This window comes from Cellulosimicrobium marinum, assembly GCF_020551945.1.
Taxonomy (GTDB): Bacteria; Actinomycetota; Actinomycetes; order Actinomycetales; family Cellulomonadaceae; genus Cellulosimicrobium; species Cellulosimicrobium marinum.
In genome coordinates this window covers 535,971-557,048 of the sequence record NZ_JAJBZH010000001.1, presented here as the reverse complement: position 1 = coordinate 557,048, position 21,078 = coordinate 535,971, and the positions used below count along the sequence as shown (strand labels likewise).

The 21,078-nt window shown below is 74.0% G+C and carries 18 protein-coding genes and 1 pseudogene; 7 read left to right on the top strand and 12 right to left on the bottom strand.

What is annotated here, in order from left to right; translation table 11 throughout:
* Positions 1 to 52: 52 nt before the first annotated feature.
* Positions 53 to 1,279 (bottom strand): annotated as a pseudogene (gene dusB, locus LGQ04_RS02505) (tRNA dihydrouridine synthase DusB); the annotation flags it as partial.
* A gap of 338 nt (positions 1,280 to 1,617) precedes the next feature.
* On the opposite strand from dusB, the gene LGQ04_RS02500 reads away from it, so the two are divergent.
* Positions 1,618 to 1,788, top strand: coding sequence for a hypothetical protein (locus tag LGQ04_RS02500; RefSeq protein WP_229241929.1), 171 nt, complete (start codon positions 1,618 to 1,620; stop codon positions 1,786 to 1,788).
* A gap of 74 nt (positions 1,789 to 1,862) precedes the next feature.
* On the opposite strand, the gene LGQ04_RS02495 is transcribed toward LGQ04_RS02500, so the two are convergent.
* The gene (locus LGQ04_RS02495) at positions 1,863 to 3,266 is read right to left on the bottom strand and encodes a glycine--tRNA ligase (protein ID WP_229241927.1); all 1,404 of its coding nucleotides are present in this window, start codon (positions 3,264 to 3,266) and stop codon (positions 1,863 to 1,865) included.
* 168 nt (positions 3,267 to 3,434) lie between these two features.
* Between LGQ04_RS02495 and LGQ04_RS02490 the strand changes: the two genes are divergently transcribed.
* From LGQ04_RS02490 to LGQ04_RS02465, 6 genes are read left to right on the top strand one after another with little or no spacing between them, the layout of a single operon-like run.
* On the top strand, positions 3,435 to 4,421 hold the full coding sequence (locus LGQ04_RS02490; RefSeq protein ID WP_229241926.1) for a metal ABC transporter substrate-binding protein: 987 nt from the start codon (positions 3,435 to 3,437) through the stop codon (positions 4,419 to 4,421).
* Positions 4,418 to 5,245 (top strand): metal ABC transporter ATP-binding protein, encoded by an 828-nt coding sequence (locus LGQ04_RS02485; RefSeq protein ID WP_229241925.1) that lies wholly within the window; start codon positions 4,418 to 4,420, stop codon positions 5,243 to 5,245. Before LGQ04_RS02490 ends, LGQ04_RS02485 begins: the two co-directional genes overlap by 4 nt.
* Positions 5,242 to 6,231, top strand: coding sequence for a metal ABC transporter permease (locus LGQ04_RS02480; protein WP_229241923.1), 990 nt, complete (start codon positions 5,242 to 5,244; stop codon positions 6,229 to 6,231). Before LGQ04_RS02485 ends, LGQ04_RS02480 begins: the two co-directional genes overlap by 4 nt.
* On the top strand, positions 6,228 to 6,626 hold the full coding sequence (locus LGQ04_RS02475; RefSeq protein ID WP_229241921.1) for a Fur family transcriptional regulator: 399 nt from the start codon (positions 6,228 to 6,230) through the stop codon (positions 6,624 to 6,626). Before LGQ04_RS02480 ends, LGQ04_RS02475 begins: the two co-directional genes overlap by 4 nt.
* A 3-nt stretch (positions 6,627 to 6,629) precedes the next feature.
* Positions 6,630 to 7,178, top strand: a complete 549-nt coding sequence (locus LGQ04_RS02470) for a DedA family protein (protein ID WP_229241919.1) — start codon at positions 6,630 to 6,632, stop codon at positions 7,176 to 7,178.
* A gap of 56 nt (positions 7,179 to 7,234) precedes the next feature.
* Complete coding sequence (locus LGQ04_RS02465; protein ID WP_229241918.1) at positions 7,235 to 7,921, top strand: alpha/beta hydrolase; 687 nt, start codon at positions 7,235 to 7,237, stop codon at positions 7,919 to 7,921.
* Positions 7,922 to 7,941: 20 nt separating this feature from the next.
* Here LGQ04_RS02465 and LGQ04_RS02460 read toward each other — a convergent pair whose 3' ends face one another.
* From LGQ04_RS02460 to LGQ04_RS02415, 10 genes are all read right to left on the bottom strand, one after another.
* Entirely contained in the window at positions 7,942 to 8,742 is an 801-nt protein-coding gene (locus tag LGQ04_RS02460) for an isoprenyl transferase (RefSeq protein ID WP_229241916.1), read from the bottom strand.
* Complete coding sequence (gene recO / locus LGQ04_RS02455) at positions 8,742 to 9,530, bottom strand: DNA repair protein RecO (protein WP_229241915.1); 789 nt, start codon at positions 9,528 to 9,530, stop codon at positions 8,742 to 8,744. The genes LGQ04_RS02460 and recO overlap by 1 nt, the downstream gene beginning before the upstream one ends.
* Before the next feature lie 369 nt (positions 9,531 to 9,899).
* Positions 9,900 to 11,678 carry a 2-isopropylmalate synthase gene (gene leuA, locus LGQ04_RS02450; protein ID WP_229241913.1) on the bottom strand — a complete coding sequence of 593 codons (1,779 nt, stop codon included), beginning with the start codon at positions 11,676 to 11,678 and terminating at the stop codon, positions 9,900 to 9,902.
* Between the two features lie 259 nt (positions 11,679 to 11,937).
* Positions 11,938 to 13,953, bottom strand: a complete 2,016-nt coding sequence (locus LGQ04_RS02445; protein ID WP_229241911.1) for a DUF7937 domain-containing protein — start codon at positions 13,951 to 13,953, stop codon at positions 11,938 to 11,940.
* A gap of 111 nt (positions 13,954 to 14,064) precedes the next feature.
* Positions 14,065 to 15,498, bottom strand: coding sequence for an outer membrane protein assembly factor BamB family protein (locus LGQ04_RS02440; RefSeq protein ID WP_229241909.1), 1,434 nt, complete (start codon positions 15,496 to 15,498; stop codon positions 14,065 to 14,067).
* A 50-nt stretch (positions 15,499 to 15,548) separates the two neighbouring features.
* Positions 15,549 to 17,123, bottom strand: coding sequence for an alpha/beta hydrolase family protein (locus LGQ04_RS02435; RefSeq protein ID WP_229241907.1), 1,575 nt, complete (start codon positions 17,121 to 17,123; stop codon positions 15,549 to 15,551).
* A gap of 21 nt (positions 17,124 to 17,144) precedes the next feature.
* On the bottom strand, positions 17,145 to 18,095 hold the full coding sequence (era, locus tag LGQ04_RS02430; RefSeq protein ID WP_229241905.1) for a GTPase Era: 951 nt from the start codon (positions 18,093 to 18,095) through the stop codon (positions 17,145 to 17,147).
* Positions 18,092 to 19,471, bottom strand: a complete 1,380-nt coding sequence (locus tag LGQ04_RS02425) for a hemolysin family protein (RefSeq protein WP_229241903.1) — start codon at positions 19,469 to 19,471, stop codon at positions 18,092 to 18,094. Before LGQ04_RS02425 ends, era begins: the two co-directional genes overlap by 4 nt.
* Entirely contained in the window at positions 19,468 to 19,920 is a 453-nt protein-coding gene (gene ybeY / locus LGQ04_RS02420; RefSeq protein WP_229241901.1) for an rRNA maturation RNase YbeY, read from the bottom strand. Before ybeY ends, LGQ04_RS02425 begins: the two co-directional genes overlap by 4 nt.
* Positions 19,917 to 21,017, bottom strand: a complete 1,101-nt coding sequence (locus LGQ04_RS02415; RefSeq protein ID WP_229241899.1) for a PhoH family protein — start codon at positions 21,015 to 21,017, stop codon at positions 19,917 to 19,919. Before LGQ04_RS02415 ends, ybeY begins: the two co-directional genes overlap by 4 nt.
* Positions 21,018 to 21,078: the final 61 nt, after the last annotated feature.

Sequence of the window (21,078 nt, the reverse complement as noted above, 5' to 3'; positions counted from 1 at the left end):
ACGACGGCGGTCGCCCCGGCACGGGGCGACCGCCGGCGCGGGGCGTGCGGCAGCCGCCGGAGACGCGCAGCTCGGCCTCGCGCAGCCGCGCGCGGTGCTCGTCGTCGAGATCGCGCGAGTCGAGCCAGCCGTACGGCAGGTGCGGCGCCTTCGGGGACCCGGCGCGACCCCGCTGGCCCTCCGCGGGCTCGCCCGGGTAGGGCGCGTCGAGGTCGAGGGCGTCGAGCAGCGACCGCAGCTCCGCCAGGGTCGAGACCATCGACAGCGACCGGCGCGCGTCGCCGCCCACCGCGTAGCCCTTGAAGTACCAGGCCATGTGCTTGCGCAGGTCGCGCATGCCCTTGCCCTCGTCGCCGTCGAAGTAGTCGATCATCAGCTCGCCGTGCCGGTAGACCGTCTCCGCGACCTCGCGCAGGCCGGGCCGGACGCGCTCGGGGCGGCCCGCGAACGCCGCCGCGAGGTCGGCGAACAACCACGGACGGCCCTGGCACCCGCGACCGACGACCACCCCGTCGCACCCGGTCTCACGGACCATCCGCACCGCGTCCTCCGCGGACCAGATGTCGCCGTTGCCGAGCACCGGCACGCTCGTCACGGTCTCCTTCAGGCGCGCGATCGCCGACCAGTCCGCGGTCCCCGAGTAGTGCTCGGCGGCCGTGCGCGCGTGGAGCGCGACCGCGGCGACGCCGAGGTCCTCGGCGACGCGACCCGCCTCCAGGTACGTGAGGTGGTCGTCGTCGATCCCCTTGCGCATCTTCACCGTGACCGGCACACCGTACGGGCGCGCCGCCTCGACCGCCCCGCCCACGACGGCCGAGAACAGCTCCCGCTTCCACGGCAGCGCCGCGCCGCCGCCGCGGCGGGTCACCTTGGGCACGGGGCAGCCGAAGTTGAGGTCGACGTGGTCGGCGCGGTCCTCCGCGACGATGATCCGCACCGCCTCGCGCACGGTGGCCGGGTCGACCCCGTACACCTGGGCGGACCGCGGCGACTCGCCCTCGTCGAACGTGACGATGCGCAGCGCCTCCGGGTTGCGCTCCACGAGCGCCCGGCTGGTGACCATCTCCGCGACGTACAGGCCCGCGCCGTGCTCGCGGCACAGCGTCCGGAACGCCTTGTTCGTCACCCCGGCCATCGGTGCGAGGACCACCGGCGTGTCGACGACGTGCGGGCCGATGCGCAGCGGCGGCAGCACGGCACCGGGCGCGCGGGCGTGGTCGGCAGCGTGGTCGGCGGCAGCGGTCGAGGGGTCGAGGGTCGGAGCGGTCACGCGCTCCATTGTCCCATCCCCCGTCCCCGGACCGCGGCCCCCGCGTCGAACCCGCCGTTCGGCGCGCGAGCGGCCGCGGATCGTGGGAACGTTCCGACGTCGACAACCGGTCGACACCCGGACGAAAGGAACTCCATGCCCCTCTGGCTGATCCTCGTCATCGTCGGCGCCGTGCTCCTCATCCTCGGCGTGGCGATCGAAGCCGCGAAGGTTCTCCTGTGGATCGGTGTCGCGATCCTGGTCGTGAGCCTCGTCATCGCGCTGCTGAACCGCGCCAAGGGCGCGACGAAGAAGATCTAGCGCACGACGGCAGGGGGTACCCGCTCGTCCACGTGAAAGGAAGTCCTGTGCAGCTCTGGCTCGTCCTCATCATCGCCGGCCTGATCGCCCTCGTGCTCGGCCTCACGGGCATCTTCGGCGCGTTCGGCGGCATCCTGACCTGGGGCGGCGTCATCGCCATGGTCGTCGGCGTCGTCCTCGTCCTCGTGGGTCGAGGGAAGCGGACGGTCGGTCGCTGACGGACCCCGGGAGCTCTCCGGGCGGGACGCGAGAGGGCGCGGCCCCACCGGGGGACCCGCCCGCCGGCGTCGGCTCAGGCGCCGAGCAGGTGCCCGCCCAGGTACTCGGCGACCTTGTCGAGCGCGACGCGCTCCTGGGCCATCGAGTCGCGGTGGCGGATCGTCACGGCCTGGTCGTCGAGCGTGTCGAAGTCGACCGTGATGCAGAACGGCGTGCCGATCTCGTCCTGGCGGCGGTACCGGCGGCCGATGGCGCCGGCGTCGTCGAAGTCGACGTTCCAGTGCTTCCGCAGCTCCGTGGCGAGGTCCTTCGCCTTGGGCGAGAGCTGCTCGTTGCGGCTCAGCGGCAGCACGGCGGCCTTGACGGGCGCGAGGCGGTGGTCCAGACGCAGGACGGTGCGCGTGTCGACGCCACCCTTCGCGTTGGGAGCCTCGTCCTCGCTGTACGCCTCGACGAGGAACGCCATGAGCGAGCGGGTCAGGCCGGCGGCCGGCTCGATGACGTAGGGCACCCAGCGCTCGTTCTTCGTCTGGTCGAAGTAGGACAGGTCCTTCCCCGAGTGCTCCGCGTGGGTCTTGAGGTCGAAGTCCGTCCGGTTGGCGATGCCCTCGAGCTCGCCCCACTCCGAGCCGGAGAAGCCGAACCGGTACTCGATGTCGACCGTGCGCGTGGAGTAGTGCGAGAGCTTCTCCTGCGGGTGCTCGTACAGGCGCAGGTTGTCGCGCGCGATGCCGAGGTCGACGTACCAGTCGGTGCGCGTGTCGATCCAGTACTGGTGCCACTCGGCGTCCGTCCCGGGCTCGACGAAGAACTCCATCTCCATCTGCTCGAACTCGCGCGTGCGGAAGATGAAGTTGCCCGGCGTGATCTCGTTGCGGAACGACTTGCCGATCTGCCCGATGCCGAAGGGCGGCTTCTTGCGGCTCGCGCCCATGACGTTGGCGAAGTTCACGAAGATGCCCTGGGCCGTCTCCGGGCGCAGGTAGTGCAGGCCCGACTCGTCCTCGACGGGGCCGAGGTACGTCTTGAGCATCATGTTGAAGTCGCGCGGCTCGGTCCACTGCCCGCGGGTGCCGCAGTTGGGGCACGCGATCTCGGCGAGGCCGCCCTCGGGCGCGCGGCCCTTCTTCTCCTCGAACTCGTCGAGCATCTGGTCCTCGCGGAACCGCTTGTGGCACGAGAGGCACTCGGTGAGCGGGTCGGTGAAGACGCCGACGTGGCCCGAGGCGACCCACACCTGGCGCGGCAGGATCACCGAGGAGTCGAGGCCCACGACGTCGTCACGGCTCGTGACCATCGCACGCCACCACTGCTTCTTGATGTTCTCCTTGAGCTCCGTGCCGAGGGGCCCGTAGTCCCACGCGGAGCGCGTGCCTCCGTAGATCTCGCCCGACGGGAAGACGAACCCGCGCCGCTTGGCGAGGGAGACGACGGCGTCGAGACGGGCGGTCGGTGAGGGCGCTGCGGCCACGGTCATCACTCCTGGAGCTCACGGCCCCGCACGTGGCTCGTGGGGGCTGGACGGGGTTCGGACGGGCGCCCGCGGGCGCCGACCGACCAGCGTACCCCGCGGGGCCGACGTCCCGGTGAACGCCGACGGCATCGTCTTTTGACTTTCATTTTCAACAAGAGGGACACTGGTCCCATGCCCCTCTCGACGCCGTCCCGCCACACGCTCGCCCTCCCCGCCGCGCTCCTGTCCGCGGCGCTCCTCGTCGGCTGCTCGACCGGCGGCGGTGCCGGCGAGGGCGAGGACGGCCGCCTCCAGGTGCTCGCCTCGTTCTACCCCCTCCAGTACGTCGCCGAGCAGGTCGGGGGCGACCTCGTCACCGTCTCGAACCTCACCCCGCCCGCGGCCGAGCCGCACGACCTCGAGCTCGCCCCCGCGCAGGTGCGCGCCATCGGCGAGGCCGACCTCGTCGTCTACCAGTCCGGCTTCCAGACCGCGGTCGACGAGGGAGTGGAGCAGCGGCAGCCCCAGCACGTCGTCGACGCGGCAGAGGTGGCCGGCCTGGAGGAGCACCCCGGCGCGGTGACCGAGGAAGGGCACGAGCACGAGACGGAGGAGGAGCACGCCGAGCACGCCGAGGAGGAGGGCGACGGTCACGACCACGGGTCGCTCGACCCGCACTTCTGGCTCGACCCGACCCGCCTCGCCCCCGTCGGCGAGCAGGTCGCCGCCGAGCTCTCCGCGATCGACCCGGACAACGCCGACACGTACGCCGCGAACGCCGAGGCGCTCGTCGCAGACCTCGACGCGCTCGACACCGAGTACACGACCGCCCTCGCCCCGTGCGCCGGAGCGACCCTCGTCACGTCGCACGAGGCGTTCGGCTACCTCGCCGAGCGGTACGACCTCGAGCAGGTCGGCATCTCCGGACTCGACCCCGAGGCCGAGCCCTCCCCCGCCCGCCTGCGCGAGGTCGGCGAGATCGTGCGGGCCGAGGGCGTGACGACGCTGTTCTTCGAGACCCTGACCAGCCCGAAGGTCACCCAGACCCTCGCCGACGACCTCGGGGTCGGCACCGCGGTGCTCGACCCGCTCGAAGGGCTCGCGGACGACGCCACGGACTACCGTGGGGTCATGGAGTCCAACCTCGAGGCGCTCACCTCGGGCCTCGTCTGCTCATGACGGCCCCCGAAGCGCTGGTCGCGGCGCGCGGCCTCCACGTGCGCCTCGGGGGCAGCGAGATCCTCCGCGGCATCGACCTCTCGATCCCCGCCGGTGACGTCGTCGCGCTCCTCGGCGCCAACGGCTCCGGCAAGTCGACCCTCGTCCGCGCCCTGGTCGGGATCGTCCCCGTGTCGGCCGGCGAGGTGGAGCTGTTCGGGACGCCGCTCGGCCCGAAGGTGCCGTGGCGTCGCCTCGGCTACGTGCCGCAGCGCGTCGCCGCGCCCACGGGCATGCCGTCCACGGCCGGGGAGGTCGTCGCGTCCGGGCTGCTCGGGGGCGGGCGCCTGCGCCTGCCGCGCGACTGGCGCCCTCGCGTCACGGACGCGCTCGACCAGGTCGGCCTCGCCGACCGCGTCCACGACTCCACCGCCGAGCTCTCCGGCGGCCAGCAGCAGCGCGTCCTCATCGCCCGCGCGCTCGTCCGGCGCCCGGACGTCCTCGTGCTCGACGAGCCCGTCGCGGGCGTCGACCGGCCCAGCCAGGAGTCGTTCGCCGCCACCATGGCCCGGCTCGTCGACGACGGGCTCACCGTCCTCGTCGTCCTCCACGAGCTCGGCGCGCTCGCCCCGCTCGTCGGCCGGGCCGTCGTGCTGCGGCACGGGCGGGTGGTGCACGACGGCGCCCCGCCCAGCCCGTCGACGACGCACGCCTCCGCGACCCACCAGCACCAGCACCCCCACGAGCCCGCGCACGACGGCGCCCCCGCCGGCCCCGCGACCGGCCTCGTCGACACCCTGTACACCGACCTCGCGACAGGTCACGGCCCGAGGACGGCGTCATGACGGGCACGATCGGCTCCGAGCTCGCGGCGATGCTCACCGACCCCCTCATGCAGCGCGCGCTCGTCGCCGCGCTGCTCGTCGGGGTGAGCGCCCCCGTCGTCGGGACGTACCTCGTGCAGCGCAAGCTGTCGCTCCTCGGCGACGGGATCGGCCACGTGGCGCTCACCGGCGTCGCGCTCGGCTGGCTCGTCGGCGCCGCGATGGGCCTCGTCCCCAACGACGTCCTCGCCATCCCCGGCGCCGTCGTCGCCGCCGTCATCGGCGCCGTCGCGATCGAGGTCGTGCGCGAGCGCGGCCGTACCAGCGGCGACCTCGCGCTCGCCCTGCTCTTCTACGGCGGCATCGCCGGGGGCGTGCTGCTCATCGGCCTCGCCGGCGGGTCGTCCGGCAGCCTCATGCAGTACCTGTTCGGTTCCATCTCCACCGTCACGACCTCCGACCTCGTCCTCACGGTCGTCCTCAGCGCCGTCATCCTCGGCGTCGGTCTCGGGCTGCGCGCCGCGCTGTTCTCCGTGAGCCACGACGAGGAGTTCGCCCGCGCCTCCGGCCTGCCCGTCCGAGCGCTGAACATCGCCGTCGCCGTCGTCGCCGCCCTCACCGTGACCGTGTCGATGCGGGTCGTCGGGCTCCTGCTCGTCAGCGCGCTCATGATCGTCCCCGTCGCCGTCGCCCAGCTCGTCACGCGGTCGTTCCGCCGCACCATGCTCGTGGCGTGCGTCGTCGGCGTCGTCGTGTGCGTCGTCGGGCTGTCGATCACGTACTGGAACTTCCTGTCCCCAGGTGCGACGATCGTCGTCCTCGCGATCGCGACCTACCTCGTCGTGGCCGTGCTGCGTCCCCTGTGGGCGCGGCGTCGGCCCCGCGTCGAGCGCGACCCGCACCCCGACATCCCGGACGACGTGGACCTCCCCGCGGCCCGCCTCGTCCCCGCCGGCACGCCCGGCGCCGACCCCAGAGAACCGGGAGATGACCCGTGCAGCGGATGACCCGACAGCGCGCCGCGGTGTCCGACGCCCTGGAGGACCTCGACGACTTCCGCAGCGCTCAGCAGCTCCACGAGATCCTGCGCTCCCGCGGCGACTCCGTGGGCCTCGCCACCGTCTACCGCACGCTCCAGAGCCTCGCCGACGGCGGGGACGTCGACGTGCTGCGCACCGAGGACGGCGAGAACCTGTACCGGCGGTGCGAGCGCCGCGAGCACCACCACCACCTCGTGTGCCGCGCGTGCGGCCGGACCGTCGAGATCGACGGGCCGACCGTCGAGGCGTGGGCGACCCACGTCGGCGCGACGCACGGCTTCGTCGACATCCAGCACACCGTCGAGCTCTTCGGCACCTGCGAGTCCTGCGCCGCGTCGACCCGCGGGACCGCGGGGGGCTGAGCCGTGCCCGACGGGCTGGACGACGCCTCCTTCGTCGCGCTGTTCGCCTTCTTCTTCGCGATCGCGTTCGTCCGCACGCAGGCCACCTACTGGGTCGCCCGGCTCGTCACCGTCTGGACCCTCGACCGCTCCCGACCCGTGCGCCCCTGGGTCGCGCGCGTCCACGCCTGGCTCTCCGGACGCTCCGCGGCGCGCGGCGTCGAGGTCGTGCGACGCTGGGGCGTGCTCGCCGTGCCCGCGTCGTTCCTCGCCACCGGGACGAAGACGGTCGTCAACGCGGCGGCCGGCGTCGTGCGGATGCCGTTCGGGCGCTACCTGGCCGCGATGGCGCTCGGGTGCGCCGTGCACGCGACCATCTACGCGACCGTCGGCTGGGCGGCGTGGTCCGCCGCGCTCGCCGCCGCGACCGGTTCGCCCTGGGGCGTCGCGACGCTCGCCCTCCTCGTCGCCGCTGCCGCCGCCGGGGTGGCGCTCGCGGTCCGACGTCGCGCCGCACGACGCGACGAGACCCTCGCGGCCCCCGCTCTCGACGACCGGACCGGCCCCGCCTGACGCGGCCCCGCCCGCACCGACCGATGAGTCCTGGCCGGACCCGCGGTCCGCCCCGCATGACGACCTTCCTCCTCGTCCCCGGCGCCGGCGGACACCCCGGCTACTGGCAGCTCCTCGACCCCGAGCTCCGTGCCCGCGGCCACGACCCCGTGGCCGTCGACCTCCCGCAGCACGACGAGCGCCACGGCTGGACCGCCCTCGCCGACGTCGCGCTCGCCGCCCTCGGCGACACCGACGCCACGAGTCCGCCCGTCGTCGTCGCGCAGTCCATGGGCGCCTGGACCGGGGCGCTCGTCGCGACGCGGGTACCCGTCCGGCTCCTCGTCCTCCTCAACCCCATGATCCCCGCGCCCGGCGAGACCGGGGCCGCGTGGTGGGACGCGACCGGCCACGAGCAGGCGCGCGCCGACGCCGGCCTCGGCCCCTTCGACCCCGTCGACGACTTCTTCCACGACGTCCCCCCGGACGTGACCGAGCGCGTGCTCGCCGGGGAGGACCGATCGCCCTCGGCACGCTCGTTCGAGGACCCCTGGCCCGCCGCCGCGTGGCCCGACGTCCGCACCGTCGTGCTCCAGGCCCGCGACGACCGCCTCTTCCCCCTCGCGTTCCAGCGCACCGTCGCGCGCGAACGCCTCGGCCTCGACGTCGAGACGATGCCCGGTGGCCACCTCGTGGCACTCAGCCGCCCCGCCGAGCTCGCGGACCGGCTCGACGCCCTCGCCCGGGACACCGGAACCACCTGACCACGGGTCCGTGCGGCGCCTCAGGCGCCGTCCGGCCCCACCGCGTCGACCGCACCCCCGTACCGGCGGTCACGCCGCGCGAACTCCTCCACGGCACGCCACAGGTGACGGCGGTCGACGTCCGGCCACGGCTCCGGCAGGAACACGAGCTCTGCGTACGCCGCCTGCCAGAGCATGAAGTTCGACGTGCGCTGCTCCCCCGAGCTGCGCAGGAACAGGTCCACGTCCGGCAGGTCCGGCTCGTCCAGGTACTTCTGCACCGTGCGCTCCGTGACCTTCGACGGGTCGAGCCTGCCCGCCTTCGCGTCCCGTGCGATCGCCGCCGCGGCGTCCGCGATCTCCGCCCGGCCGCCGTAGTTCACGCACATCGTCAGGGTGCACACGTCGTTGTCGCGCGTCTGCTCCTCGGCGACCTCCAGCTCCTTCACCACCGACGACCACAGGCGCGGACGCCGGCCCGCCCACCGCACCCGCACGCCCCACGAGTCCATCTCGTCCCGCCGCCGACGGATCACGTCACGGTTGAACCCCATGAGGAAACGCACCTCCTCCGGGGACCGCTTCCAGTTCTCCGTCGAGAACGCGTACGCCGACACGTGACGCACCCCGATCTCGATCGCGCCCGCGACGACGTCCAGCAGCGCCGCCTCCCCCGCCTCGTGACCCGCCGTGCGCGGCAGACCGCGCGCGTTCGCCCACCGGCCGTTGCCGTCCATGACCACGGCCACGTGGTTCGGCACGAACTGCCGCGGGATCGCGGGCGGCCGCGCCCCCGACGGGTGCGCGAACGGAGGAACCACGTCCCGGCCCCGGCGCCCCATCAGGCGTCGACCCCGGCCGCGGACCCGGCACCGGCGTGCCGCCCCTCGACGTGGGCGTCGTCCCGCTCCACCATGCGCAGTGATCGCAACGTTCTCTCCAGGTGATATTGACCGTAGGCGGCGACGAGGCCGCTCGCCTCCTTGCGGTGCCGCGCGTCCGACGCCTCGGCGACGTCCCACTCCCCCGCCAGGAGCGCGGCGAGGAGCGCGAAGGTCTCGGGCGCGGGCGACGTCGAACCCGGCGGGCGGCACCGCGAGCAGACCGCGCCCCCCTGGGCCACGGCGAACGCGCGGTGCGGTCCCGGCTGCCCGCACCGCGCGCAGTCCGTGAACGACGGCGCCCACCCCGCCACAGCCAGCGCGCGCAGCAGGTAGGAGTCCAGCACCAGGGTCGAGGAGTGCGCCCGCTCCGACAGCGCCCGCAACCCCCCCGCGAGCAGCCAGTACTGCTGCACCGCCGGCTCCCGCTCGTCCGCGACGAGCCGCTCCGCCGTCTCCAGCATCACCGTGCCCGCCGTGTAGAGCGCGTAGTCCTCGCAGATCCGGCGCGCGTACGGCCCCACCGTCTCCGCCTGCGTCACCGTGTCGAGCGACCGGCCCGCGTGGAGCTGCACGTCGACCACCATGAACGGCTCCAGACGCGCACCGAACCGGGACGACGTGCGCCGCACCCCCTTCGCGACGGCACGCACCTTCCCGTGCTCACGCGTCAGCAGGGTGACGATGCGGTCCGCCTCGCCCAGCTTCTGGGTGCGCAGGACGATCGCGTCGTCTCGGTAGAGGACCACGCCGCCATTGTCCCGCATGCCGCCCACGGGCGGGGACGGGCGTGGGTCGGTGGGGTTGGGGCTGGGCGGCGGGATTGGGGCAGCGGGCCAGGACAGCGGGGGTCCGGGGGGCGGGGCGGCGGGCCAGGACGGCGGGGTCGGGGGCGAGGCGGCGGGTCTACCATCCGCGGCCTCGTTCCTCGGCCGCTCCCGCCAGACCCACCACGACCCGTCGCCTCGCCCCCGACCCCGCCTTCGTGGACCGTCACCACACGCCGTCGCACCGGCGACCGGCCTTCGGAGGGGCCCGGCATCCGTGGTACGTCACGCCCTGACGGGGTTAGCGGGCAACCGCCCTACAAGTGCGTCGCCGGGGGCGGCGAGACGTCGTCAGGCGGTGCGCTCGGCGCGGTTGACGGCGGAGACGATGGCCTTGAGGGAGGCCGTGGTGATGGAGGCGTCGATGCCGACGCCCCACAGGACGTCGTCGCCCACCTGGCACTCCACGTAGGCCGCGGCGAGGGCGTCGCCACCCTCGGACAGGGCGTGCTCGGCGTAGTCGAGGACACGGACGTCGACGCCGACCTGGGCGACGGCGTCGACGAACGCGGCGACCGGGCCGTTGCCGGTGCCCTCGAGCGTCAGCTCCTCGCCGCGGTCGAGCACGTCGATGCTCAGGGTGTCCGGGCCGTCCTCGCTCGACGACGCGCGCGTGGCACGCAGCTTGAGCCGACCCCACGGCTCCAGGCCCGAGCCGGGCTCGACGGGCAGGTACTCGTCCGAGAAGATCCGCCAGATGTCGCCGCCGGTGACCTCGGTGCCCTGGGAGTCGGTGTGCCGCTGCACGGCCTGGGAGAACTCGATCTGCAGGCGGCGCGGCAGGTCCAGGTGACGCTCGGCCTTGAGCAGGTACGCGATGCCCCCCTTGCCGGACTGGGAGTTGACGCGGATGACGGCCTCGTACGAGCGCCCGACGTCCTTCGGGTCGATGGGCAGGTACGGCACGGCCCAGACGAGGTCGTCGACCGAGCGCCCCTCGGCCTCGGCGTGCACGGCCATCGCCTCGAAGCCCTTCTTGATGGCGTCCTGGTGCGAGCCGGAGAAGGCGGTGAAGACGAGGTCGCCCGCGTAGGGGTGCCGCTCGGGCACGTCGAGCTGGTTGCAGTACTCGACCGTGCGGCGCACGTGGTCGATGTCGGAGAAGTCGATCTGCGGGTCCACGCCCTGGCTGAACAGGTTCATGCCGAGCGTGACCAGGCAGACGTTGCCCGTGCGCTCGCCGTTGCCGAACAGGCAGCCCTCGATGCGGTCGGCGCCCGCCTGGTAGCCCAGCTCCGCGGCGGCGACGGCCGTCCCGCGGTCGTTGTGGGGGTGCAGCGACAGCACGACGTTCTCGCGGTGGTTCAGGTGACGGTTCATCCACTCGATCGAGTCGGCGTAGACGTTCGGGGTCGCCATCTCGACGGTCGCGGGCAGGTTGATGATGACCTTGCGCTCCGGCGTCGGCTCGAGGACCTCCAGGACCTCGTTGCAGATGCGCGCGGCGAACTCCAGCTCGGTGCCGGTGTACGACTCGGGCGAGTACTCGTAGTAGACGGTGGTGCCCGGGACGGTCTCCTCGAACTTGCGGCACAGCCGTGCGCCGTCGACCGCGATCGCGATGATGCCCTCGGGGTCGGAGCGGAACACGACCTCGCGCTGGAGCACCGACGTCGAGTTGTACAGGTGGACGATCGCCTGCTTCGCGCCCTTGATCGCCTCGTAGGTGCGCGCGATGAGGTGCTCGCGCGACTGGGTGAGCACCTGGATGACGACGTCGTCGGGGATGCGGTCCTCCTCGATGAGGGTCCGCACGAAGTCGAAGTCCGTCTGGGAGGCCGAGGGGAAGCCGACCTCGATCTCCTTGTAGCCCATCTCGACGAGCAGCTCGAACATGCGCAGCTTGCGCTCCGCGTTCATGGGCTCGATGAGCGCCTGGTTGCCGTCGCGCAGGTCGACGGCGCACCAGCGGGGGGCGGTCTCGATGCGTCGGTCCGGCCACGTCCTGTCGGGCAGCGTGACGTCGATCTGCCGGTGGAACGGGAGGTACTTGTGGACCGGCATCCCCGACGGCTGCTGCGGGTTGGCGTGCGCGGCGTCGGACGTGGGAGCGGCTGCAGAGGCGTTCATCATGAGGTCCTTCGGGTCGTCCTGATCGGTGTCAGCCGGCATACCGACCACCGCGACGAGGGACCGGCTAGAGAGCCTCGCCGCGGCAACGAAGGAGGAGCTGCCGCATCAGGTGCACGGTGCCACTGTACCCCGGGCCCCGGTGTGCGTCGCGGACGTCCACCCGGCGGCCTCACCGCACCGGCCAGACCCGACCCGACCCGGCCCGGCCCGGCCCGGGGAGCGTTCCCCGGGCCGGGCCGGGCTCGGCGCGGTCCGGTCAGCGGCGCGAGCGCAGCGCGGCGTCGACGGCCGGGTCGCCCAGGTTCCCCAGCCACTCGAGCAGAGCCGGGTAGGTGGACGGGTTCGCCGCGACCTGGGGGCGCAGGTGCGGCGCGTCCTGCACGATCTGTGCCAGGACCTCGAGCGGCGTCGCCGGGTCCAGCGCCTGCTGCGGCGTGAACTGCGGCTGCGCGGGCTCGAACGCCGGCGCGGAGTACCCGTGCCCGCCGTAATTCTCCTGCCCGTAGCCCTGCTGGGCCCCGTAGCCCTGCTGGGCCCCGTACCCCTGCTGGGCTGCGCCGTACCCCTGCTGGGCGGACTGGCCGGGCGCCTGCTGGGGTGCGTACGCGGCGTGCGGGCCGGTCGCCGGGTAGCCCTCCTGGGCCGCCTGGCCCGGAGAGTTCTGCGGCTCCTCGGTGTAGGCCGGCATGACCGCGGTGGTCTGCGCGTCCACGGGGGTGAGCCCCGGCCGCGCCGCGTAGCCGCTGCGCTCCGGCTCGAGGTTCTGCACGGGCACGACCTGCGTCGGCCGGTCCGCGCCGGGCGCGTCCGACCACGTGCCCGCCGTGCCGGGCTCGGGTGCCGGGGCGGGGGCGGGACGCTGCGGCTTCGGCGCCGGGGGCTGCCACACGTAGGCGCGGGAGGTGTCCTGCCCCTCCTGCGCCGGGACGGGGCGGTGCTCGGCGAAGTAGTCCCGCACCTCGCGCGGGACGGTGAGGGCGCCGACGACGAGCAGCGGCAGGCCGAACGCGAGCAGCAGGTTCTCCACGGCGCCGCCGTACGGCACCTGGCTGGACGTCACGACGAGCAGCACGATCCCCAGGACCGCGACGACGCCCGCGGCTCCGAGCGCCAGCGGCCGACCCGCTGCCGAGTCCCGCGCGAGGGCGCGGCGTGCGACGAGCGCGACCCCGACCACCAGGAGGCCGACGACGATCGCCAGCACGAGGTGGACGCCCCGCATCCCGTCCGCGAGCTCGAGCACGCCGTGCACGGCGACGAACGCCCCGACGACCACGAGGAGGTCCAGCCCGCGCACCGCGACGGACACCCAGGCGTCGACCGCCGGGACCGGGGTCATCGCGCGGTGCACCGCGGGCGAGGACGCCACCGCGGCCAGCGCGGGGACGAGGACCAGCCCGAAGCGTCCGATGTGCGTCCCCTCGAGGAGCAGCAGCCCGTCGTTGCCCGAGCCGAGGACGAAGGCGGCGGCGAGGATGACGCCGAGGCCGACGAGCGTGAGCCGCCCCGCCTCGGCACGGCGCCACGTCGCGAGCACGGGCAGGCCCGCGAGGACGACGACGAACGCACCGCCGGCGATCACGTCGATCACGTCGAAGGCGGTGATCCCGTCCGCGCCGAGCACGGTGAGGACGATCGTGAGGGCCGCGCCCACCACGAGCACACCCGACAGGACCAGCAGGACCCGCAACCACTGGTCCGTGACGGACCGGTCGAGGTCCTGCGGGCCGAGTTCGCTCTGTCGCGGCTGCGCCGCGAGCAGCGCACCGGCGAGGCCCAGCGCCACGGCCGAGCCGACGCCGCCCCAGCCGTCCGACAGGTCGCCGCCGCCCACGACGTCGACGACGACGTAGACGGCCACGAGCAGCACGTAGGGCGCGTTCGCGAGGAGGCGCACCTGCCGGGTCGTGTGCACCGTCCAGGTGGGCGGGAGCACGCCCGTGCGCGCGAGGTACGGCAGCGCCAGCGACAGGAGCGACAGGATCGTCAGGAGGACGACCTCGACCTTGTCCGACGCCCGGTGCGCGACGTCCCACGGCAGGGCGAACGAGACGAGCAGCAGCACGGCGGCGACGCCGTCCCGGACGTAGTCGCTCACCGGGATGCCGGCGAACGGCGAGGACGAACCCGGACCGGACGCCGTCGCCTCCCCCGCGGGCTCGGGGTCGGGTCGAGCGGCCGCTGCGCCGCCGGCGGACGCGACGGGCGTCTCGCCGGAAGCACCGGGATCGGAGGTCTGCGGCGTCTCCACCGCTCCGCTCTCGTTGGTCATCGTGGGCTCCCTACGGTGTCGCGCGGTGCGGTGCGCACGCGCGCCGGGCCGGACGGCCCCGACCGTTTCTACCGGTTCATCCTGTGCGGCTCAAGCGGCCACGCTGCCGTCTCACCAGACGGCGGCGAGCCGGTCGCCGGTGAGGACGAGCAGGCGCCCGTCCGCCGGCACGACCCGGTAGGCGTCGTCGGGGACCTCCCAGCGCCAGCGCACCGACCCGTCCTCCAGCGCGATCGCGACGAGATCCTGCCCGCCGGTGCGCTCGTCGTCGGACACGATCACCGCGTGCCCGTCGGTGAGCGTGGGCCACGACCCCCGCTCGGGCAGGTCCACGTCCCACAGCCGCTCGCCCGACTCCACCGCGACACCGTGCAGCGCGCGACCGGTCCCCAGGACCACGACCCCGTCGACCCTCGCCTCCGCGTGGTAGCCCACGCCCTCGAGCGACCACCGGACCGCGCCGGTCGCCGCGTCCACGCCGGACACGCCGCCGAACGAGTTGACGACGAGCACGCCGGGGACGGAGCCGTCGCTCAGCGCCGTGTCGAGGAAGCGGCCGCGCACGCGGAACGCCTCGTCGCCGTCCGCGGTGTACACCGACGCGGTTCCCCGCCCGTACTCGTTGCCCGCGTAGCGACCGTCGGGCAGGCGGGCGATGCTCCAGACCTCGCCCTCCTCCAGCGCGCGCCCGTCCTCGGTGAACGTCGCGACGGCACCCGGCGCCGTGACGGACACCACACCGCGCCCGGCCTCCAGCCGGACCCCGGCGAGGCGGGGCTGCACGAGCCCGTCGAGCCTCCGCCGCTCCACCCGGTGCTGCCAGCGCACGCGGCCCGACGCCGCGTCCTCGCGCACGACGACCACGTCCGCGCCGACGAGGTGCGCCCGGACGACGTCGGACGACCCGACGAGCGCGACCGCGCGCGGCGCGGCCTGAGCGACCCGCTCCCCGACGACCTCCCCGGTCCTCGAGTCGAGCGTCGTGAGGAGCACGCCGCCCTCCCCCTGCGGCACCACGCAGACGACGACGTCGCGCGCGGGGTCGCCCGCACGGGGCAGGCAGCCGCTCGCCACACCGAGCGCCTCCGAGCGCCACAGCGCCTCCCCGTCCTCCACGGCGTAGGCCGTGAGGCGGTCGTCGACGGTCACGACCGCGTCCGGCGCGGCGACGAGGCCGGCGGCGGGGTCGAGGGCGACGGACCAGCGCTCGACCGGCGCCTCCCGCAAGGGCTCCAGACCGCCCGCGAGGGTCCGCACGTCCTGCTGCCGGGAGCCGTCGAGCACGGCCGTCACCGCCGCCGACGCGCCCAGCGCGAGCCCGGCGGCGACGACGAGCGCGAGCCCGACGCGGCCGGGTCGTCGCACCCCGTGACCGCCACGAGAGACCGGACCGGACTCCGGCCGCACGTCGTGGAGGTCGTCGCCGTCGTCGTCCTCCACCAGCTCGAAGCGCAGCCGCTCCCCCGACGCGGCGCGCGCGTCCACGGTCGCGGACGACCGGGCGCGAGCCGTCGCGTCGGACGCAGGCCGCCGACGCCTCACCACCCCTCCACTGTAGGCAGGCGCGGCCCGTCCCGCCGCCCCGCTACCGGAGGTCAGATGCCGAGCTGGTAGACGCCCCAGTAGGCGAGCACGAGGAGCAGCACCGTCGCCCCCACCACGACGCACCACACCATCGCGCGCGCCGACACGCCCGACGCGACACGAGGGACGTGCCCGCCCGCGGGCGCCGGGTCCCCGTCGGCCGCGAACGCCCGCCGGTGGGCGCGCACCTCGGCCGCACGGTTGAGGAGCAGCGCCGCGGCGACGAGCGTGGCGAGACCGACGAGGCGGACGGCGACCCACCCGCCCTGCACGACCCACGCGTCCTTCTCGTAGTCGAGGGCGAGGCGGGCGACGGCGACGAGGTAGGCGACGAGCGCGACCGTGGTCGCGACCGCCCCGGCGCCGAGCCCGGTGAGCGGACCCCGGACCCCCGGGGCGAGGCCGGTGGCGCGCGTCGTCGGGCGTCCGGAGACGCGTCGCAGGCGGTCGACGAGCACCACGGCGAGGCGCACGAGCGGGCCCAGGACGAGCAGCGCGACCGCACCGAGGACGAGTCCGACGAAGAGGTCGCCGTTGCCGAGCCACCGCGGCGTGGGGACGGGTCCGGCGAGGTACTGCTGGTCCGGCACGGCACCTGCGACCTGCGGGGCGGCGTCGGCGCTCGCGGGGAGCGAGGTGATCCAGGCGGCCGTGTCGCGGGGGAAGTCGGGGACGAGGACGTCGTCGATCTTGATCCCGTGGTTGGCGTCCTGGTAGTAGCGGACGGTGGTGCCGGCGCCGGGCTGGTCGGCCGTCGCGTCGAGGACCTGGACGGCGCCCTGCTCGACGGGCATCGACGGGTCGGCCGTGCCGTAGACGACGAGCACCGGCTGGGTGAGCTCCTGGAGGAAGGGATCGACGTCGAAGTCGGCGTACTCGAAGCCGCCCCCGGGGATCGCCATGCCCACGGCGCGGGGGATGGCGCGGAACACCCCGTGCGGCACGTCGGTGTTGCGCAGGTAGCTGTCGACGGCGAAGGCCGCCTGCTCGCGCGGCGGGACGACGGGTGCCGACACGAGGACGGAGAACGCCACGCGCGGGTCCGCGGCGGCCATCACGGGCACGATCCACGTGCCCTCGGACTCGCCGTAGAGCCCGACGCCGGCCGGGTCGACGCCGGGGCGAGCGCGCAGGAGGTCGACGGAGTGCGCGTAGTCGCGGGCCATGGCCTCGTAGTCGCGGTGCCGCGTCGTGTAGGTGTCGAGACGCTTGTCCGGGACGAGCGTCACGACCCCGGCGCTCGCGAGGTCGGTCGCGACGTCGACGAACGCCACGTCCGCGTCTCCCGTGCCCGCACCGTGCACGAACACGACGCCGGGCCGGTCGCCCTCCGCGCCGACGGGCTCCCGCAGGATCCCGTCGACCGTCGTGCCGTCGAGACGGACGGTCACGTCCGTCTCGCGCACGTCGTAGGTGCCGACCCCCGCGGCGCCGCCCGGGGGCTGTCCCCCGATCGTCGTGTCCGACGTCGCGGGCTCGAGGTGCTCGTCCACGGGCACCGGTTCCCACTGCGGTCCCGTCACCGCGCCGAGGACCGCGAGCACGATCGCGAGGGCGGCCGTCGTCGCTGCGGTCCGGAAGATCACCGGGGAATCGTACGCCGTGGCCTAGAACCCGAGGCGGTGCAGCTGCTTCGGGTCGCGCTGCCAGTCCTTGGCGACCTTGACGTGCAGGTCGAGGTAGACGCGCGTGCCGAGCAGCGCCTCGATACCGCGGCGGGCGCGGGTCCCGACGTCGCGCAGGCGCGCACCGCCGCGGCCGATGACGATGGCCTTCTGGCTGTCCCGCTCGACGTAGAGGTTCACGCGCACGTCGAGCAGGGGCGGTCGCCCGGTCTTCTCGTCGCCGGACCCCTCGCGCGGGACGATCTCCTCCACCTGCACCGCGAGGGAGTGAGGCAACTCGTCGCGCACGCCCTCGAGCGCCGCCTCGCGCACGAGCTCGGCGACCATGACGGCCTCCGGCTCGTCGGTGAGCTCCCCGCCCGGGTAGAGCTCGGGGCCCTCGGGCAGGTGCTGGACGAGCACGTCGGTGAGCACGTCGACCTGGTAGCCGTCCTGCGCGGACACCGGGACGATGTCCGCCCAGCCGCCCGCCTGCTCGCCGAGCCGGTCCACGGCCAGGAGGTGCGCGGCGAGGGTGCCGCGGTCCACGAGGTCTGCCTTGGTCACGACGGCGACGACCGGCGTGCGGCGCCGCCCGCGCCGGACCTCCGCGAGCTCGTTCGCGATGAACCGGTCGCCCGGCCCGATCTTCTGGTCGGCGGGCAGGCAGAACGCGACGACGTCGACCTCGGTGAGCGTGTCGCGCACGAGGTCGTTGAGGCGCTCGCCCAGGAGCGTGCGGGGACGGTGCAGACCCGGCGTGTCGACGAGGACGAGCTGGGCGTCCGGGCGGTGCACGATCCCGCGGACGGTGTGGCGCGTCGTCTGAGGCCGGCCCGACGTGATGGCGACCTTCTGCCCGACGAGCGCGTTGGTCAGGGTCGACTTGCCCGCGTTGGGTCGCCCCACGAAGCAGGCGAACCCGGAACGGTGCTCCGGTGGGGTGGTGCTCATGGGGGGTCCTTCACGGTCGGGAGGGCGGGGTCGGTGGTCGGTGCGCGCCCGGCGGACCGGGACGGACCGCGGTCCGGCGCGTCGTCCTCGGCGGCGGCACGACCCACGAGGAGGGTGGCGAGCTGCTTGCGGCGGCCCTGCACGCGGTCCGCCTCGAGCCGCAGCCCGTGCACCTGCGCAGACGACCCGGGCAGCGGGACCTTGCCGAGCGCCTTGGCGAGCAGCCCGCCGGCGGTGTCGACGTCGTCGTCGTCGAGGTCGAGGTCGAAGAGCTCGCCGAGCTCGTCGACGCCGAGACGCGCGGGGACGCGCAGGCGCCCGTCGCCGACGTCCTCCACCTCGGGCTCCGGACGGTCGTGCTCGTCGGTGAGCTCGCCGACGATCTCCTCGAGCGCGTCCTCGATCGTCACGAGCCCCGCGATGCCGCCGTACTCGTCGACGACCATCGCGATGTGCGACATCGACGCCTGCATCTCGCGCAGCAGGTCGTCGACCGGCTTGGACTCGGGCACGAACACGGCGGGGCGGGCGACGCCGCCCACGGGCAGGTCCGGGTCCGTGGCGCCCTGCAGCACCCGGACCACGTCCTTGAAGTACGCGACGCCGACGAGGTCGTCCGCGGACACGCCCGTCACCGGGACGCGGGAGAAGCCCGAGCGCAGGAACAGGCTGAGCACCTTGCGCAGCGGGACGTCGCGCGACGTCGTCACCATGTCGGTCCGCGGCACCATCACCTCGCGCGTGAGCGTGCTGCCGAGCTCGAAGACGGACCGGATGAGCTCGCGCTCCTCCTCCTCGATGACCCGGGACTCGTTCACCCGGTCCACCATGTCCTGCAGCTCGCGCTCGTGCGCCCCCGCGTCGGGGGCGGGTGCCAGCCGCGTGAGCCACCGGGTGGCGCCGACCACCGCGGTCATCAGCCCCGCGAGGGCCAGCAGGACGCGCACGGCGTGCCGCCGGCCCAGCGAGCGCGGGCTGACCCGCACGACGACGAGGCCCACCACGACGCTCAGGGCGAGCGCGACGAGCAGGATCTGCCACCACGGCTCGAGCCACGCGGCGACGAGCAGCGTGAGGCACGTGATCGCGACGATCTCCGCGACGACCCGCACGAACCCGACGGACCGGGCCGTCGCGGCCGGGTCCGCGAGGAGCGCGAGCGCGCGACGCGGCCCCGGCGCCTGCGGGTCGGCACGCCGCTCGGCCTCGTGGTCGCGCTCCGTCCCCCGCTCGGGCGCGCCCCGGCCGCCGACGGCCTGCAGCACCGCGGCACGCGTCACCCGCAGCACCGCGGCCTCCCCCGCGCTCAGGGCCGCCGCGAGGACGAGCGCCACGAGCGTGAGCGCCGCGAGCAGCGCGACCGGCTCGCCGCTCACCGGCTCGCGAGGAACGTCAGGAGGAGCTTGCGCTGCAGCGCGAACATCTCCTTCTCCTCCTCCGGCTCCACGTGGTCGTACCCGAGCAGGTGGAGGATGCCGTGCGTCGTGAGGAGGAGCATCTCCTCGACCGTGGAGTGGCCCGCAGCGCGCGCCTGCTGAGCGGCGACCTCCGGGCACAGCACGACGTCGCCCAGCTGGCCCGGGCCGGACACCTCGCCGTCGCGCCCGGGGCGCAGCTCGTCCATGGGGAACGAGAGCACGTCCGTCGGTCCGGGCTCGCCCATCCACCGCACGTGCAGCTCCGTCATCACGTCGGTGTCGACGAAGAGGATCGACAGCTCGCTCTGCGGGTGCACGCGCATCGCGTCGAGCACGTAGCGGCCCAGCGCCGCGAACTCGGCCTCGTCGACCTGGGCGTCGGTCTCGTTGTTGACCTCGATGCTCATCGTCCGCCTGCCTGCTCGCCCCGTCGGTGGTCCGTCCCGCGCGTCCCGCGCCCGCCGCCCGGCCGCGACCGGTCCGCCGTCGCCACGTCCCAGCGCGCGTACGCGTCGATGATGTCGCTCACGAGCCGGTGCCGCACGACGTCGGACGACGTGAGACGGCAGAACTCGACGTCGTCCACCCCCGTGAGCACGTCCTCGATGACGCGCAGGCCCGACGTCGTGCCGCCGGGCAGGTCGACCTGCGTCGCGTCGCCCGTGATGACCATCTTCGACGCGAACCCGAGCCGCGTGAGGAACATCTTCATCTGCTCGGACGTCGTGTTCTGCGCCTCGTCGAGGATGATGAACGAGTCGTTGAGGCTCCTGCCGCGCATGAACGCGAGCGGTGCGACCTCGATCGTTCCCGCCTCGATGAGCTTGGGGATCGAGTCCGGGTCGATCATGTCGTGCAGCGCGTCGTACAGCGGGCGCAGGTAGGGGTCGATCTTCTCCGTGAGGCTGCCGGGCAGGAAGCCGAGCCGCTCCCCCGCCTCGACGGCGGGGCGCGTGAGGATGATCCGGTTCACCTGCTTGGACTGCAGCGCCTGCACGGCCTTCGCCATCGCGAGGTACGTCTTGCCGGTGCCCGCGGGGCCGACGCCGAACGTGATGGTGTTCGCGTCGATCGCGTCGACATAGTGCTTCTGGCCGACCGTCTTGGGACGGATGGTGCGCCCGCGGCTCGACAGGATGTTGAAGGTCAGCACCTCGGCCGGTCGCGTCGCGGTCGCCGCGCTGAGCATCCGGATGGACCGGCGCACGACGTCGCCCGTGAGCTGCGTGCCCGCCTCGACGACCTCGACCAGCTCGTCCAGGAGGCGCGACGCGAGCGCGACGTCCCCCGCGGGACCGGTGACGGCGATCTCGTTGCCGCGCACGTGCACGTCGACGGCCGGGAAGCCGTCCTCGACGGCGCGGAGCACGGAGTCGCCGCTGCCGAGGAGGGAGACCATCGGCACGTGACCCGGGATGACGATGCGGTGCTCGACCCGGTGCTCGGCGGCGCGAGCGCCCCCGCGGGCGGGGTCGGGTGCGGTGTCACGGGGCAGTGATGTCATGAGCGGGCTTGCGCCGTCGTGCTCCTTCGTTCGGGCGTGCGTCGCGCACCGGGGACCGGGC

Bases quoted from the DNA above. Each gene is read 5' to 3' on its own strand.
- LGQ04_RS02495 (WP_229241927.1), bottom strand. From the start codon at position 3,266: ATGACCGTGGCCGCAGCGCCCTCACCGACCGCCCGTCTCGACGCCGTC.
- LGQ04_RS02460 (WP_229241916.1), bottom strand. From the start codon at position 8,742: ATGGGGCGCCGGGGCCGGGACGTGGTTCCTCCGTTCGCGCACCCGTCG.
- LGQ04_RS02485 (WP_229241925.1), top strand. From the start codon at position 4,418: ATGACGGCCCCCGAAGCGCTGGTCGCGGCGCGCGGCCTCCACGTGCGC.
- ybeY (WP_229241901.1), bottom strand. From the start codon at position 19,920: ATGAGCATCGAGGTCAACAACGAGACCGACGCCCAGGTCGACGAGGCC.
- LGQ04_RS02465 (WP_229241918.1), top strand. From the start codon at position 7,235: ATGACGACCTTCCTCCTCGTCCCCGGCGCCGGCGGACACCCCGGCTAC.
- LGQ04_RS02445 (WP_229241911.1), bottom strand. From the start codon at position 13,953: ATGACCAACGAGAGCGGAGCGGTGGAGACGCCGCAGACCTCCGATCCC.
- LGQ04_RS02415 (WP_229241899.1), bottom strand. From the start codon at position 21,017: ATGACATCACTGCCCCGTGACACCGCACCCGACCCCGCCCGCGGGGGC.
- leuA (WP_229241913.1), bottom strand. From the start codon at position 11,678: ATGAACGCCTCTGCAGCCGCTCCCACGTCCGACGCCGCGCACGCCAAC.
- LGQ04_RS02490 (WP_229241926.1), top strand. From the start codon at position 3,435: ATGCCCCTCTCGACGCCGTCCCGCCACACGCTCGCCCTCCCCGCCGCG.
- era (WP_229241905.1), bottom strand. From the start codon at position 18,095: ATGAGCACCACCCCACCGGAGCACCGTTCCGGGTTCGCCTGCTTCGTG.
- LGQ04_RS02475 (WP_229241921.1), top strand. From the start codon at position 6,228: ATGACCCGACAGCGCGCCGCGGTGTCCGACGCCCTGGAGGACCTCGAC.
- LGQ04_RS02480 (WP_229241923.1), top strand. From the start codon at position 5,242: ATGACGGGCACGATCGGCTCCGAGCTCGCGGCGATGCTCACCGACCCC.